General features: G+C 46.8%; 13 protein-coding genes. 8 read left to right on the top strand and 5 right to left on the bottom strand.

Annotated elements, in window-relative coordinates:
- Window positions 1–15: 15 nt before the first annotated feature.
- Window positions 16–3153, bottom strand: coding sequence for a SusC/RagA family TonB-linked outer membrane protein (locus tag ASG33_RS23855; protein ID WP_056291475.1), 3138 nt, complete (start codon window positions 3151–3153; stop codon window positions 16–18).
- Between the two features lie 331 nt (window positions 3154–3484).
- Here ASG33_RS23855 and thrA point away from each other — a divergent pair, with 331 nt between their 5' ends.
- The 6 genes from thrA (at window position 3485) to ASG33_RS23825 (ending at window position 9064) form a co-directional block, all read left to right on the top strand.
- A complete protein-coding gene (thrA, locus tag ASG33_RS23850) occupies window positions 3485–5941 on the top strand; it encodes a bifunctional aspartate kinase/homoserine dehydrogenase I (RefSeq protein WP_056291473.1) in 2457 nt (818 codons plus the stop codon).
- A 36-nt stretch (window positions 5942–5977) separates the two neighbouring features.
- Complete coding sequence (locus tag ASG33_RS23845; protein WP_056291470.1) at window positions 5978–6316, top strand: nucleotidyltransferase domain-containing protein; 339 nt, start codon at window positions 5978–5980, stop codon at window positions 6314–6316.
- Window positions 6313–6705, top strand: a complete 393-nt coding sequence (locus tag ASG33_RS23840) for a HEPN domain-containing protein (protein ID WP_056291467.1) — start codon at window positions 6313–6315, stop codon at window positions 6703–6705. Before ASG33_RS23845 ends, ASG33_RS23840 begins: the two co-directional genes overlap by 4 nt.
- Window positions 6702–7637 carry a homoserine kinase gene (locus ASG33_RS23835; RefSeq protein WP_056291466.1) on the top strand — a complete coding sequence of 312 codons (936 nt, stop codon included), beginning with the start codon at window positions 6702–6704 and terminating at the stop codon, window positions 7635–7637. Before ASG33_RS23840 ends, ASG33_RS23835 begins: the two co-directional genes overlap by 4 nt.
- A 76-nt stretch (window positions 7638–7713) precedes the next feature.
- Entirely contained in the window at window positions 7714–8040 is a 327-nt protein-coding gene (locus tag ASG33_RS23830) for an iron-sulfur cluster assembly accessory protein (protein ID WP_031530665.1), read from the top strand.
- 127 nt (window positions 8041–8167) lie between these two features.
- On the top strand, window positions 8168–9064 hold the full coding sequence (locus ASG33_RS23825; protein ID WP_056291464.1) for a sugar phosphate nucleotidyltransferase: 897 nt from the start codon (window positions 8168–8170) through the stop codon (window positions 9062–9064).
- A 305-nt stretch (window positions 9065–9369) separates the two neighbouring features.
- Here the strand turns inward: ASG33_RS23825 and ASG33_RS23820 are convergent, their stop codons facing one another.
- From ASG33_RS23820 to modA, 4 genes are all read right to left on the bottom strand, one after another.
- A complete protein-coding gene (locus ASG33_RS23820) occupies window positions 9370–10047 on the bottom strand; it encodes an SGNH/GDSL hydrolase family protein (protein ID WP_056291462.1) in 678 nt (225 codons plus the stop codon).
- Between the two features lie 78 nt (window positions 10048–10125).
- Window positions 10126–11016: a sulfate/molybdate ABC transporter ATP-binding protein gene (locus ASG33_RS23815; protein WP_056291461.1), complete on the bottom strand. Its 891-nt coding sequence runs from the start codon at window positions 11014–11016 to the stop codon at window positions 10126–10128.
- The gene (modB, locus tag ASG33_RS23810; RefSeq protein ID WP_056291459.1) at window positions 10997–11671 is read right to left on the bottom strand and encodes a molybdate ABC transporter permease subunit; all 675 of its coding nucleotides are present in this window, start codon (window positions 11669–11671) and stop codon (window positions 10997–10999) included. The genes ASG33_RS23815 and modB overlap by 20 nt, the downstream gene beginning before the upstream one ends.
- 140 nt (window positions 11672–11811) lie before the next feature.
- Window positions 11812–12576 carry a molybdate ABC transporter substrate-binding protein gene (gene modA, locus ASG33_RS23805; RefSeq protein ID WP_056291722.1) on the bottom strand — a complete coding sequence of 255 codons (765 nt, stop codon included), beginning with the start codon at window positions 12574–12576 and terminating at the stop codon, window positions 11812–11814.
- A 151-nt stretch (window positions 12577–12727) separates the two neighbouring features.
- Between modA and ASG33_RS23800 the strand changes: the two genes are divergently transcribed.
- A complete protein-coding gene (locus ASG33_RS23800; protein ID WP_056291457.1) occupies window positions 12728–13885 on the top strand; it encodes a pyridoxal phosphate-dependent aminotransferase in 1158 nt (385 codons plus the stop codon).
- 22 nt (window positions 13886–13907) lie between these two features.
- Window positions 13908–14765 carry a prephenate dehydrogenase gene (locus ASG33_RS23795; RefSeq protein WP_056291455.1) on the top strand — a complete coding sequence of 286 codons (858 nt, stop codon included), beginning with the start codon at window positions 13908–13910 and terminating at the stop codon, window positions 14763–14765.
- Window positions 14766–14792: the final 27 nt, after the last annotated feature.

Here is a 14792-nt window from a genome sequence, read left to right as displayed (position 1 = left end):
CGGTTAATAATTGGCTTATAAATTAAAGCTGATGTTGAAACCCATTGTTCTTGTTGTAGGGATCTGGCCGTTTTCTATGCCTTGCAGGTTCCCGTCATTGTAATAGCTGGTCTCAGGATCAATGTGCGGAAGGTTGCTTTTTAGTAAAGCCAGGTTACGTCCGACAATTGAAACAGCGATATCGCGGAAAGGCAGTTTGTTAAAGGCTTTGCCGGAGATCATATATGTCAGCTTCACTTCGCGCAGCTTTACATAGCTGGCATCGAAAATGGTGTTCTCGTTGTTGGTCAGCAGGTAGTACTTGTGGTGGTATTCTTCCGAAGAGATCCGCGTTTCGTTTGGTACATATTCAGGACTGGCGGCAGTACCCTTATTAACCACGCCTGCTCCGATCACACCTTCTTCACGACCCAATGTAGTTTCCTTCAAAACCCCGGTGTAGCGCCCGATGTTGATAGATTGGGAGAAAATATCGCCACCTGATTTAATGTCTATCAAAGTGCTTAATGAGAAGCGTTTGTAAGTGAATGTGTTGGAAATTCCACCGATCCAGTCAGGAGTGAAGCTTCCCAGCACGCGGCTTACCGGATCGATCATCGGATATCCCTTTTCATCATACACGATCTGCCCATCGGGAGCACGCAGGAACCCTTTTCCGAAGAAAGTACCGAAAGGTTGACCTACCCGCGCTTCAACCGCCAGTCCACGGAATGCATTGTTGGTGGTCGTCTGGGTAAGTGGATTATAGCTTGAATTCAGCGCATAAGTGGTCAGGTTGCCTTCAAGCGAAAGTATCTTGTTGTTGTTTTTAGCCCAGTTCAGACCAATATCCCATTGAAAATTATTCAGCTTCACAGGAGTGGCAGTCAGTTGAACCTCAACACCAGCATTTTTAATTTTTCCCGCATTCAATAATTTGGAAGCAAACCCGGTCGCATTGGAAATGTTCACGTCCAGGATCTGGTTTTTGGAGATCTTGCTGTAATAAGTAACATCGATCCCAACCCGGTTTTGCCACAATCTGATATCAGTACCAATCTCATAGGACGAAGTAATCTCCGGTTTCAGATTTGCATTAAGCATCAAATTATTCTCCGACAAGCTTGGCGTACTTCCCCATGCATTTTCATATTTATATGCACTCACCAGACGGTATGGATCAGTATCGTTACCTACCTGTGCTAATCCTGCTCTGATTTTGGCAAAAGAAAGTACAGAGGATTTCACATTGAACATATCTGTAATAATTGCACTTACAGCAGCAGAAGGATAAAAATAAGAACGATTGTCAGAAGGCAGTGAGCTCGACCAGTCGTTTCTGGCAGTCAGGTCTACAAACAGGTAATTTCTAAAACCCAGGTTAGCAGATGCGTAAAGGCTGTTGACTGTCTTTTTGATGTAGCTGTTTTCACCAACCAACTTCTGGCGGGAGTTACCGAAGTTGTACACTCTTGGAATGGCCAGCTCGGTTGCTCCCATATAGTTGCGTTGCGCATAGTTGGTCCGGTGGTTGCCGCCAATATTAGCAGTTACGTCGAACTCGCCAAATTTGCGGGTAGCATTAAGCAGAAAGTCGGAGTTCGATTCGCGTACAAAAATCTGCTCTTCATTGTAGCTGTCAAATAAGTTGGAAGTTCCAATTACCGGCTGGCGGGCAGCGCCCTTGGTTTTGCGGCGATCTTCATAAAAGTCAGTTCCGCTTCTACCTGTAAGTGTCAGCCAGTCTGTGAACTTGTATGTAGCCGAAAAATTACCATACAGGCGGTCTTTCTCATTTGCTCTCGTACTTTCATTCAGCAGATAGTAAGGATTGGTCCAGTAGTTATCATTCCAATTATATTGGTAAATGCTGCCAGGTTTTTTATAGGAAGTAAGCTTGTCCATATCCACCTGGCGGCCAAACCAGATGAAGTAGAGACCGAAATTGTTCCGGTTGTCGCTTCCGTCTTTAACGTAGTTTCCGGTCGCTCTCACGCTAAGTTTTTTGGTCAGGTTCCAGCCTGCATTTAAGGATACAGTGCGGCGTTTGTAGTCCGTGTTAGGCAGGATACCGGTTTGGCTCAGATTGGTAAAAGACAGTCGGAAATCAGCAGTTTCATTCCCGCCGGTAACTGCAACGCTATTCGTATACGTTCTGCCGGTTTCAAAGAATTTGTCAACATTGTCCGGGTGTGCGATCCAAGGAGTTGGGGTCCGTGTACCATCTGCGGCAATGGGAGAATCAAATTGTGGGAGCAATCTGCCGTCAAGCTTAGGTCCCCAGCTTTCATCGACCCCGTCGCCCTTGCCGCCGCCTCTTCCATCCACATAAGAGAACTGACCTCCTGCGCCTTGTCCGTATTCATTCTGCCACTCAGGTAGTCTGAATGGACTTTCGAATGCTGTATTGGTATTAAAGGAAACACCAATTCCCTTGGTGCCTTTTCCGCTTTTGGTGGTAATCAGTACTACTCCGTTTGCTCCGCGAGAACCATAAAGCGCAGCTGCACTCGGGCCTTTCAGTACGCTGATTGACTCTACATCATCGGGGTTAATGGAGGCAGCCGCATTACCGTAATCCACACCGGTACCCGATCCGAAATTGCTATTGTCAACCGGCACACCGTCGACCACAAAAAGTGGCTGGTTGTTGCTTCCGATTGAACTCGCACCGCGAATGATCATTCTGGAAGAAGATCCCGGGGCGCCGTTGGAGTTAGTCACCTGTACCCCGGCCAGCCGGCCTGAAAGTGAATTCACAAGGTTAGTCTCGCGCGCCTGGGTCAGCGCTTTTCCGCTTACTTCCTGCACCGCGTAGCCGAGCGCCTTTTTCTCGCGGGCAATACCCAATGCAGTCACCACGATTTCATTGAACTGAGTCGCGTCCTGTTCAAGCATAATGTCAAAAGTAGTCCTGGACCCCACAGGCACTTCAAGCGTTTTGTAGCCTATGAATGAAACCACCAGGGTTGCATTGGAGGGAGCGCTGATCATGAATTGTCCGTCGGCATCGGTTGTGCTTCCGCGGCTGGTCCCTTTGATGAGGATACTGGCGCCGGGCAAATTTCCGTCCGAAGACTGCACTTTCCCTTTTAGGTTGAGTTCTTGTCCAAAGCTGGCTGCGGAGAGCAGCATCAGAAAGGACAAACAGCTTAAAGTAAAGCTCTTTCTCATAATTGAATTTTTAAGGAGTGAAAATGATAGTTAGGCAAACAAAATTTTACGTCTATTAAGTTTTGTAAAATTTTTACTCTTTCAAAAACATTAATGCAAAATATTTATCTACAATACCGACAATATTTGAAATTTAATATTTTGAAAAAACATCTTCATATTATACTCATTCCGGCCGGCTTTTCACTTGCAGGTTCCTTATCGGGAAAGAGGTGCAGCCGTCATTTCGGTGTATCTATGAAGTATGGGGCGTTTGAATTGCTATATTTGCGTCAAGTACAGAAGCGGCCATTTCGGCTGTAAATCAAAGTGTATTCGAATATTGCGTTCAATGAAGGTTCTTAAATTTGGCGGCACCTCTGTCGGTTCGGTTGACAGCATTAAAACAGTTATCAGTATCCTCGAAGAAAACCTTGCGAAAGGCGAGCGTTTCGCGGTTGTATTTTCTGCAATGGGAGGGGTCACGAACCGGTTGATAGAGATCGGCAAAATGGCCGCAGCCGGAAATACGGATTACATTGAATTCCTGAAAGGCGTTGAAGAAAGGCATTTCGCGGTGGTCAGAGGATTGATACCGGTGAAAAGCCAGAGCAGTACGTTTGCGGCTATACGTGGACTTTTCAATGAGCTGGAAGATATACTCCGCGGCGTTTCGTGGATTAAAGAACTATCAGAACGCACGCTCGATCTGATCATGAGTTTCGGCGAAAGATTATCCACCATGGTGATCACCGAAATCCTGAAAAGCAAAGGTATCGACGCCGAGTTCTGTGACGCACGCCAGATCATCCATACCAATGCAACTTATGGAATGGGTGACGTGAATTTTGAAATTACCAATAAACAGATACTTGAATATTTTGCCAAAAACGCGGCATTACAATGCGTAACAGGCTTTATTGCTTCCACTGCCGAGGGAGTTACTACCACGCTCGGCCGCGGCGGCTCGGATTATACCGCTTCCATTCTGGGGGCAGCGCTGGATGCGAACTCCATTGAAATATGGACGGATGTGGACGGGATGATGACGGCTGATCCGCGCAAGGTGACCAATGCATTTACAATTCCTTCTATCTCTTATGCTGAGGCGATGGAACTTTCACACTTCGGTGCGAAAGTCATTTACCCGCCCAGCTTGCAGCCTGCTTTTGCCAAAAACATTACCTTGAAAGTACTGAACACTTTCAATACAGCCTTTGAAGGTACTTATGTTCAGAAAGCAGCAAACGGGAAAGAATATGCGATCACAGGCATTTCGTCCATAGACGAGATTGCGCTGGTGAATATCCAGGGTAGCGGGATGATCGGGGTTGCGGGGATATCCGGCCGTCTTTTCACGGCGCTTTCCCTGAATGCAATCAGTGTGATCCTGATCTCGCAGGCTTCTTCCGAGCATTCGATCTGTTTTTCCATTGACCCAAAAAATGCGCAAAAGGCAACCGAGGTATTGGAAAAAGAATTTGCGATAGAGATCAGCCTTGGGCATATCGACAGTATTTCAATTGAAAAAAACCTCTCGATTATTGCGATAGTTGGTGAGGGGATGAAGAAAAGCACGGGGGTTTCAGGCAAGTTGTTTTCTGTTTTGGGTAAAAACGGTATCAATGTCGTAGCGACCGCACAGGGTTCTTCAGAGCTGAATATCTCTGTTGTAATTGCAAAAAGCGACCTTTCAAAAGCATTGAATGCGATTCACGGCGTTTTCTTCCAATCGGAAACACGATCGCTGAACCTGTTTATAGTGGGAGTGGGGCTGATCGGCGGAACATTGATCGAACAGATCCGCAACCAGACCAAATACCTGAGAGAAGAGAAACTGTTGAACCTCAATATCGCGGGCTTGTCCAATACCAAAAAAATGCTCCTCGATCCCGACGGGATCAAACCTGAAAACTGGCGTGACCGGGTGATGGACGAGGGCGTGAAAACAAGCTTGCCAGCATTTGTGCAGCGAATGATCGAGCTCAATTTACCAAACAGTGTTTTCGTGGATTGTACTTCGGACAAGGATATTGTTCAGTACTACCAGATTCTGCTGGATGCGAGCATCTCGGTGGTAACACCCAATAAAGTAGCCAACTCCGGTTCTTATTCCGAATATGTGTCGCTGCAAAGAACTGCTTTACAGCGCGGGGTTAAATTTTTATATGAAACCAATGTAGGCGCCGGCTTGCCGATCATCAATACCATTCAGGGGCTGATGGCAAGTGGGGACAAATTCCTGAAAATAGAGGCGATATTGTCGGGTACCTTATCTTACATTTTCAACAATTTCAATTCGGAAAACCGCTTTGTTGATGTAGTGAAAGAAGCAAAAGCGAAAGGTTTTACGGAGCCCGATCCGCGCGATGACCTGAGCGGGGCCGATGTAGGAAGGAAAATCCTGATCCTGGCGCGGGAAGTAGGCGTGCCGCTCGAACCGGAAGAAATCGTGATTTCACAGATTTTGCCCGGTAACTGTCTGAATGCACCTACTGTGGATGCTTTTTTCAGGGAGCTTGAAATATCAAATAACTACTTCGCAGAGAAGCAGGCTGAGGCAGAAGTAAATAATGAAAAGCTGCGCTACATCGCCACGCTGGAAAATGGCAAGGCGACGATCGAGCTGAAAACAGTTGGCCCGTCGCATCCATTTTATACTTTATCGGGCAGTGATAACATTATCTCATTCACGACAGAACGCTACAAAGACCGCCCACTCGTGATCAAAGGCCCAGGCGCCGGAGCCGAAGTAACTGCCTCCGGTGTTTTCGCCGACATCATGAGTATCAGCAGCTATTTGGGGTAATGTATTAAATTGCATTGTACTTCAACCATTTGAACTATGAGCAACAGGAAGGTGCCGGAGCCGGTAAAAGCTTTAACAGAAGAGTTCGTTGCCGAGGTGCGTGCGCTTTATGGCACGAGGCTGCATCAGGTAATCCTTTTCGGGTCCTATGCGAGAGGTGAGCAGCACGAAGAATCCGACGTGGACTACCTAGTTGTTCTTAATGATAGGGAGTTGAAAACTTTCGCAGAAATAAGTAAAATGTCTCCTATTACCAGCTCGCTTGGTTTGAAGTACAACTTATGGATTTCAGCAATTCCGTTTACGGTGGATAAACTGCTGCCTGGAAATGCACTTTTGAGCGCTGCCATTCATGAAGAAGGTATCGTATTATGAGTGAGGTCACATTAGAAAAAATACTAAGAAAAGCCGAGGATTGCCTGGAAGTGAGTCAAAGCTTCCTTGAAGAAGCCAGAAATGAAGCTAGCGTAAACCGGGCATATTACGCAATCTTCCATTGTATTCAAGCCCTGCTTTTTGTTTCGAACGTGCAAGTCAAAACGCACGTAGGCTCACATACCAAGTTTCGCGAGTTATTCATAAAAACAGGAATTTTGGACATTGAGTTAAATACAACGTTGCAAAGAGCATTTGAAAAGAGGCAATTCAGCGACTATGATTATGACGAAGTTTTGGAAGAAGACGCCAGAGAGTCGGTTCAGGATGCAGCGCAATTCGTTAATACAACCCTTCAATACTTAAAAGAAAACAACCACTTACAGTGAATTATGTAAAAGCTTTTGCCCCTGCTACGGTTGCTAATGTGGCTTGCGGGTTTGATATATTTGGTTTTGCGATCAAAGAGCCGGGGGATACCGTGGAGCTGCGCCGCCGTGATGAGCCGGGTATCGTTATCGCGGATATTACCGGAGATGAAGGTCGGCTTCCACGTAATGCAGCCAAAAATTCGGTAACCGGGGTTATGCTGCATTTGCTCAAATATCTGGGCATTACAGATTTCGGCTGCGAAGTTGTTTTGCATAAGAATATGCCTCTGGGCAGTGGAATGGGATCCAGCGCTGCCAGTGCAGTCGCCGGTGTGGTAGCGATCAATGAAATGCTTGGCAAGCCACTTACCCGCGAGGAGCTGCTGCCTTTTGCGATGGAAGGGGAGCGCATTGCCTCCGGATCGGCGCATGCAGATAACGTAGGTCCCTCACTTCTGGGCGGTTTTGTAGTGATCAGAAGCTACAATCCGCTCGACGTTTTTACCATCCCGGTACCTGACGATTTGTACTGCACGCTCGTACATCCCGACATTGAAATCAATACCAAAGATGCGCGCTTTATCCTGCGGAATGAGGTTTCCCTGAAAAATACGATTGCCCAAATGGGTAATGTAGCCGGACTTGTCGCGGGGTTAATGAAAGCAGATTACGACCTGATCAGTCGCTCAATGGTGGATGTGATTATCGAGCCTGTCCGCTCTATCCTGATACCCGAGTTTAAAGAAGTAAAGCAGGCCGCCATTGAAAATGGTGCACTGGGATGCAGTATTTCAGGGGCCGGACCTTCCATGTTTGCATTGAGCCGGGGAATTGAAAACGCTCAAAAAGCAGGTAATGCAATGATAGCACGGTTTGCTGAGGCAGGAATAGCAGCCGGTTTACACGTATCTTCTATTAATAAAGAAGGCGCGGTTATTCTCACAGACTAGGCGCATTTTCTCGACTTTGTTGAACTTTCTCAAAGGTCCGGAATGTTAAAAAGTGTAGTTATAAAAACAAAGAATCATGGTTACTGTAAGCGATACCGCCAAAAACAAAATTGTTGAACTCCGTAATGCTGACGGATTTGCTGACGATTATCAGATCAGGGTCGGTGTTTTAGGAGGCGGATGTTCCGGTTTGACCTACAACCTGGAATTCAACTCCGAGTCCAAGCCTACTGATATGGTTTTTGAAGATAAGGGAGTGAAGATCATTGTAGATAAGAAAAGCTTGCTATACCTCGCTGGAACAACACTCGATTTTTCAGACGGACTGAACGGCAAAGGGTTTCAGTTTATCAACCCGAATGCAACCCGTACCTGCGGATGCGGAGAGAGTTTTGCGGTATAAATTTTAAAATATTTTATTTGATGAAACGCGTCCTGAATAAAGGGGCGCGTTTTTTTTATAGTACCGAAAGACCTTATTTTGCTGCAAGCTTTCATACACCACAATGCAATTTTTTAAAGAAAACTGAATGAAACCAACTCTTTTGATTCTGGCTGCCGGAATAGGCAGCCGCTACGGAGGTATCAAACAGCTTGACCAGTTTGGGCCAAATGGGGAAACAATTATTGATTACTCGCTATATGACGCAATCAGAAGCGGTTTTGGCAAAGTAGTATTTATCGTCCGTCAGGAAATTAAGGACAGCGCGGAAGCTATTTTTGCCCCGAAACTGACAGGTAAGATCGATTTTGACTTCGCAATTCAGGGAATACAGTCCTACGTTCCCGAGGATCTTGGAAAAGTGGAGCGTACAAAACCCTGGGGCACGGGCCACGCTACTTTATGTGCGTGGGATCAAACTGATACGCCTTTTGCGGTAATTAATGCAGACGATTTTTACGGCCGGGACGCATTCGAAACAATGGCCAAATTCCTCCAGAATGATACCGATGACACGCAGCACGCAATGATCGGATATGAGTTGAAAAGGACCTTGTCGGAAAACGGGACCGTTTCGCGCGGCGTTTGCATTGAACGCGAGGATCACAACCTGGAATCGGTTGTAGAACGTACCAAGATCTTCGAAGAAGAAGGTGTGATTTATTTTGAAGAGGACGGGGTAAAAACGGAGCTCGCGCCTGAAACGCCGGTTTCTATGAACTTCTGGGGCTTTAAGCCAACCATGTTCCCGCTTACAAAGGAGTTTTTCGAGATTTACGCCCGTGAAAATATCAATACCCCGAAAGCGGAGTTCTACATTCCGACTGTGATGACGAAAATCATCGAAGGGAAACTAGGTAACTGCCGCGTTTTCCGCAGCTCCTCAGACTGGTTCGGCGTTACTTACCCGGAGGACAAGCCAAATGTGCAAGCTTCATTGAATGCATTGCATGAAAGTGGGGAGTATCCTGAAAAATTGTGGTAGCCCAATCCCGCTAGGGATATCACATCGGTAACCCCGCTAGGAATGTAACACCGGAAATGCCGCTAGGCATGTAACATAGGTAAGTTTGGCCAAACAGGTGCATCACCCAATCCCATAGGGATAAAACATAGTTATGCCTGACGGCATTCCGATGTTGTTTGCTTAGTTGTGTGTTACCGATATTACATGCCTGACGGCATTGCCGATGTTGTATGCCAGGTTTCGTGTTACCGATATTACATGCCTAGCGGCATTACCTATGTTGAATGCCTACCGGTATTTTTGGTGGATTTGCCTTTGTTTTATTATTTCTGCACCAGTGCCTCCATCATCTTCTCTGCCAGGAATTTATTCCCGGCTTCTGTTAAATGTACCCGGTCGGTTGTTAAGATTCCTTTCTCTTTGTTTTCAGGATTGTTTTGCGCCAGGTATTCCGTGAAATGTTTGCGTAGGTCGCAGAGCTGCAATCCGTTTCTTGTCGCGATTTCACGGATCAGTTTGGAGTACTGGTTCAAGTCTCCGTCCTGCTGATTTGAATTGTCATTTCTTTCCCCGATTACGGTAGGTGTACATACAATCACGCGAATGTTTTGCGCCTTCATTTTCCTGATCAGGGCTTCATAGAACTTTACATATTTGTCAGGATCAGTTCCCGTTCCCGACGAAGCTTTGTGCCACACATCATTGATACCTACGTAAATAAATACGATGTCAGGCTTTTTGGAGAGGACATCGTCTTCCAACCTCAGGTACAGATCATATACTTTGTTCCCGCCGATTCCTGCGCCAACCAGCTCGTACTTAGCCCCCTGGTTTTTTGCTTTCAACATTTCGCCCATTTGGGTAATGTAACCTGTTGCCCCCACGCCGGCCTGCGTAATGGAATCTCCGAAAAAGACAACCTTTAACGGTTTATCCTGCCGCATTGCAAGAAGTGGTAGTACGAAAAACGCGATTTGTGCAAGTTTGAAAAATAGCTTCATATAAAGGTTTAAAATAGATTTCAGGGGAAAAAGACAAACGTGCTTGAAAGTTACTTTACACCTCAGACCGGTTTACAATCAGCTCATCCATGATATTTGCGGAAATGTAAGCGGGTAATGCAAAACGAACTTTCTGCCAATTGTTACCTCGTTTTGCATTGCAAGTGGCAGTCTGATTAGGCGGATTTTATTTTCAATCGAAACATCAACCAGCAGCTGATCTCCTGCTAACGCTGTTCTTAGTACTTCGCCGTGGATGAAAAAGCTTTCGTCGGGTGCGTCGCTATGCAGGTAAATGGCGGCGGGAGCGCCGAAACGGGTCAGTTTTCCATTCTCCATTACACCTACCTGATCAGCCAGCCGGAAAATTTCGGCCGTTTCGTGCGTGACGATGATTGCTGTAAAATGATAGCGTTTATGGAATTGCAGGATCAGTTCCTGTAACTGGTACCGCATTTCAGGATCGACTGCCGAAAACGGTTCGTCCAGCAGTAAAAGGCCGGGTTTCCGCACCAACGCACGTGCCAGCGCAACCCGCTGCTGCTGCCCGCCCGAAAGTTGGCTCGGCTTTCTTTGGCTGAGCTGATCAAGTCCCGTTGCTGCGAGCAGCTCGTCCACAATGGTAGCGTCTGAGCCTTTTGCTAATGCATAGCTCAGGTTTTCCGCAACGGTCATGTTGGGAAACAATGCATAATCCTGAAAAACAAAGCCAATGTTCCGGTGTTGGGGCGCAACGTTTTGGTGATTTTCACTGTCGAGCCAGGCAGTTCCGTCAAAGTGGATTTGTCCCTGTAGCGGCGTTTGCAACCCGGCAATTTGTTTCAGTAATGTCGTCTTTCCTGCGCCGGAAGGTCCCGTGAGCGCCATAATGCGCCCTTTTTCCAGCGCGAATGAGACTTCCATCGGGAATTCTCCGTGTGCAGTGTGCAATGAATGCCTGATCGCGATTTTAAGCTGATTGTCGGACACGAAGCAGGCGGTTGTTGATAGAATAAACCAGCAGCAAAATCACAAAACTGATTGCGAACAGTACCATTGCATATTGGTTTGCAACAGAATAATTAAGTGCTTCCACTTCATTGTAAATAGCTACCGAAGCAACTTTGGTAACACCCGGGATATTTCCGCCGATCATCAGAACTACGCCGAATTCTCCGACAGTATGAGCAAAAGTGAGTACAAATGCAGTGAGTATGGCAGGTTTACAGTTCGGCAGCAAAACCTTGAAGAAGGTTTCCCATTCGTTTTTACCCAAAGTATAAGAGGCTTCCCGCAAAGAGGGCGAGAGTGACTGCAACCCGGCGCGAATCGGGTACACCATGAAAGGCAGGCTATATAAAATGGAGGCGATCACCAGGCCAGGAAATGAAAAAACGAGACGGATACCTAAGATTTCCTCAATCCACGCACCAAACCAGTAAGACGGGCTGAATGCAAGCAACAGGTAAAAACCAATTACAGACGGCGGTAAAACCAGCGGCAGCCCGATCACAGCTTCTACAACACCACGCCCTTTAAACTTCCCGAATGCAAGCCAGTATGCAACCGGCAATGCAAGGGCAAGCAGGATCAGTGAGGTGATCGTAGCGAGGCGAAATGTGAGCCAGATTGGCTGGTAGTCCATTTTTTTAATTTTGAATGAGTGAATGAGTGAATGAGTGAATGAGTGAGTTAGTGAGTGAATTGATAAATAAATACTGAGTTGGTTATGATGGCTTTGTTCTTCATTCGATCATTCGATCATTCGATCATTCGATCATTCACTCATTCAATCATTGGTTTGTACCCGTACTTAACCAGTATTGCCTGACCTTTTTTGGAGTATAAAAAGTCGTAGAATTGCCGGCTTGACTCTTTTTTTGGAGAGCTGTCGCTGTGTTTGAGCAAGATAGCGGCTTGCTGAATGGGTTTATGCAGCTTCGGGTCAATGGCTATATAATGCCCTTTGCCTTTCATTTCGGGAGCGAGTACAATCGCCAATGCATTAAAGCCTGCTTCCGCAGAACCGGACACGATATACTGGGCGGTTTGCGCAATGCTTTCACCGTATACCAGCTTGGACTCTGTTTTGCCTGCCAGATTCTGAGATTGCAACACTTCCATTGCTGCTACCCCGTAAGGTGCCGTTTTGGGATTGGGAATAGCGATTTTTTTCACCTTTGCCGAGGCGAGCAACGCCAGATTCAGTTCAGCTTGCGGGATATTTTTTGACCATAATACCAGGGAGCCGAGCGCGTATACCTTCGGCTTCTCCTCGGAACCGCCATTCTTGAAAATCTCCTCGGGGTACTTGGTATCCGCGGATACAAATACATCAAATGGCGCGCCTTCCCTGATTTGCGTGGTCAGGTTACCCGACGAGCCTACTACAATCTGTATTTCCTTTCCCGACTCTTTTTCAAATTTCGTCTTGATCTCTTTCATGACGTACTGGACATTGGCCGCTGTGGCTACAATTATTTTTTCAGAAGGCTGCGAGCAGCCCGCTGCAAGGAGGGTAATCAGAAGTGTAAAATACCGAAAGTTCATCTTGCAATTTAAAGGATTTTTGTTTCCTATACATGGCGCCAAAATCCGGCTCATCGGGAAAATATCGTAAATTGCGCGCCGTTTCGACCAGGCTGGACGAAACATTAACCGCTGGTGGTCAAGTTTCCCGAAGCGTAATTCAATTTTATAAATGATCATAGAAACCGCCCTGCGCACCAGGCAGACTTCTGAATACTATTTTTCAGTGAAGCTCGCCGAAGTACGCAAACTGATTGCAGAAGGACACGACGTCATCAATCTGGGAATTGGTAATCCCGATATGATGCCCTCGGAGGCGACGCTTGAAGCGTTGTCGGCAGCCATTTTGAAACCGCAGGCACATGGTTATCAACCTTATGTAGGCACCCCTGCATTCCGGAACGCAATCGCCGGCTTTTATGATCATCATTACGGTGTAAAGCTTGATGTAAATACCGAGATACTACCGCTGATCGGCTCAAAAGAAGGTATTACACATATCAGTCTCACGTTCTTGGATCCCGGTGACGAGGTACTGGTTCCTGAACTGGGCTATCCGGCATACAGGGCTGTGAGCCAAATGGTAGGTGCGGTTGTAAAAGAATATCCGCTGCAAGAAGAAAACGGCTGGCAGCCTGACTGGAATGCAATGGAAAGCTTGGTTACATCCAAAACCAAACTGATGTGGCTCAATTATCCGCATATGCCTACGGGGGCTCCTGCGACGGTGGAACTGTTCGAAAATGCAGTAGCTTTTGCCAGGAAGCACCGGATATTACTTTGTCACGATAATCCGTACAGCCTGATCCTGAATAAGAAACAGCCAATCAGCCTGCTTTCTGTGGAAGGTGCAAAGGATGTGGCGATCGAGCTGAATTCCATGAGCAAGTCGCATAATATGGCGGGCTGGCGAATGGGCTGGCTTGCTGCCGCAAAGCCTTATATTACAGCAGTGCTGACCATTAAAAGCAATGTGGATTCGGGTATGTTCTGGGCAATGCAGGAAGCGGCCGTGGCTGCGCTGCACAATTCAGACGACTGGCACAAGGAGCGAAATGCAGTATACCAGGGCAGGTTGGAAGCCTCGGAAGCTTTGCTGAATGCACTTGGCTGCACCTGGGACGCGAAGCAGGAAGGAATGTTCCTGTGGGGAAAGTTGCCGGAAACTGTCGAATCAGCAGAGAAGCTGGTGAACGAAATATTGGTTGAAAAACACGTTTTTATAGCTCCCGGCTTTATTTTTGGTCCGAAGGGGCAGCGTTATATCCGGCTTTCACTTTGCTTACCGAAAGAACGCATTTGGGAAGCAGTGGAGCGGATCAAGGGTTGACGTAAATTTATCAACATCAAAAATGGTAGTAAGCATTATCGGGATCGGCCTGCTGGGCGGCTCTTTTGCACTTTCTCTTCGTGAAAAGTATCCGAATGTCAAGTTTGTAGGTGTTGATACTTCTGCTGTCAATCAGAAAATTGCATTGGCCAAGGGGATTGTCGATGAAATCGTCAGCCTGGAAGAATCTCTGCAAATTGCTGAGCTGAATGTACTCGCGACGCCTGTCGATGCAATATCGAAGCTTCTGCCGTATATGCTCGACCTGCTTCCCGAGGGGCGTACGATTATGGACCTCGGATCAACAAAGGAGCTTATTTGCAAACTGGCGGATACACATCCGAAACGCGGCCAGTTTGTAGCAGTTCACCCGATGGCCGGTACCGAAAACTCGGGTCCTGGGGCTGCATTCAAAGAGCTTTTGCCGCACAAAAATGTGATTATTTGCGACAAGGAAAAAAGTAACCCCGATTCGCTCGGGTTGGTAGAAACATTCCTGCGCGACGCCGGTATGAAGATCCACTACATGAAGCCCGTGGAGCACGATTTGCATTTGGCGTATGTGTCTCACCTCAGCCACATCAGCTCCTTTGCATTGGGGTTGACGGTTTTGGATAAAGAGGCCGACGAAAAGGCAATCTTCGATATGGCGAGCACCGGTTTTTCTTCCACGGTGCGCCTTGCCAAAAGTTCGCCTCAGATGTGGGCTCCGATTTTTGATCAAAACAAAACCAATGTTTCCAAAGCATTGGCGGATTACATTGAACTGCTTAAAAAATTCAAGACCGCCATTGATAATGAAGATCTGGGGACAAGCCTTAATTTCATGAGCCGGGCCAATGATATCGGACGCATTCTGGCCGGTATTGAGAAGAAATAACCTATTTGTTTCGAGGGTGTAATTGAT

It is taken from the genome of Dyadobacter sp. Leaf189 (assembly GCF_001424405.1).
Taxonomy (GTDB): Bacteria; Bacteroidota; Bacteroidia; order Cytophagales; family Spirosomataceae; genus Dyadobacter.
The sequence above is the reverse complement of the archived record's forward strand: the minus strand, read 5'-3'. Positions and strand labels throughout refer to the sequence as shown.

Bases quoted from the DNA above. Each gene is read 5' to 3' on its own strand.
- ASG33_RS23855 (WP_056291475.1), bottom strand. From the start codon at position 3,153: ATGAGAAAGAGCTTTACTTTAAGCTGTTTGTCCTTTCTGATGCTGCTC.
- ASG33_RS23800 (WP_056291457.1), top strand. From the start codon at position 12,728: ATGATCATAGAAACCGCCCTGCGCACCAGGCAGACTTCTGAATACTAT.
- ASG33_RS23845 (WP_056291470.1), top strand. From the start codon at position 5,978: ATGAGCAACAGGAAGGTGCCGGAGCCGGTAAAAGCTTTAACAGAAGAG.
- modB (WP_056291459.1), bottom strand. From the start codon at position 11,671: ATGGACTACCAGCCAATCTGGCTCACATTTCGCCTCGCTACGATCACC.
- ASG33_RS23820 (WP_056291462.1), bottom strand. From the start codon at position 10,047: ATGAAGCTATTTTTCAAACTTGCACAAATCGCGTTTTTCGTACTACCA.
- ASG33_RS23795 (WP_056291455.1), top strand. From the start codon at position 13,908: ATGGTAGTAAGCATTATCGGGATCGGCCTGCTGGGCGGCTCTTTTGCA.
- modA (WP_056291722.1), bottom strand. From the start codon at position 12,576: ATGAACTTTCGGTATTTTACACTTCTGATTACCCTCCTTGCAGCGGGC.
- ASG33_RS23825 (WP_056291464.1), top strand. From the start codon at position 8,168: ATGAAACCAACTCTTTTGATTCTGGCTGCCGGAATAGGCAGCCGCTAC.
- ASG33_RS23840 (WP_056291467.1), top strand. From the start codon at position 6,313: ATGAGTGAGGTCACATTAGAAAAAATACTAAGAAAAGCCGAGGATTGC.
- thrA (WP_056291473.1), top strand. From the start codon at position 3,485: ATGAAGGTTCTTAAATTTGGCGGCACCTCTGTCGGTTCGGTTGACAGC.
- ASG33_RS23830 (WP_031530665.1), top strand. From the start codon at position 7,714: ATGGTTACTGTAAGCGATACCGCCAAAAACAAAATTGTTGAACTCCGT.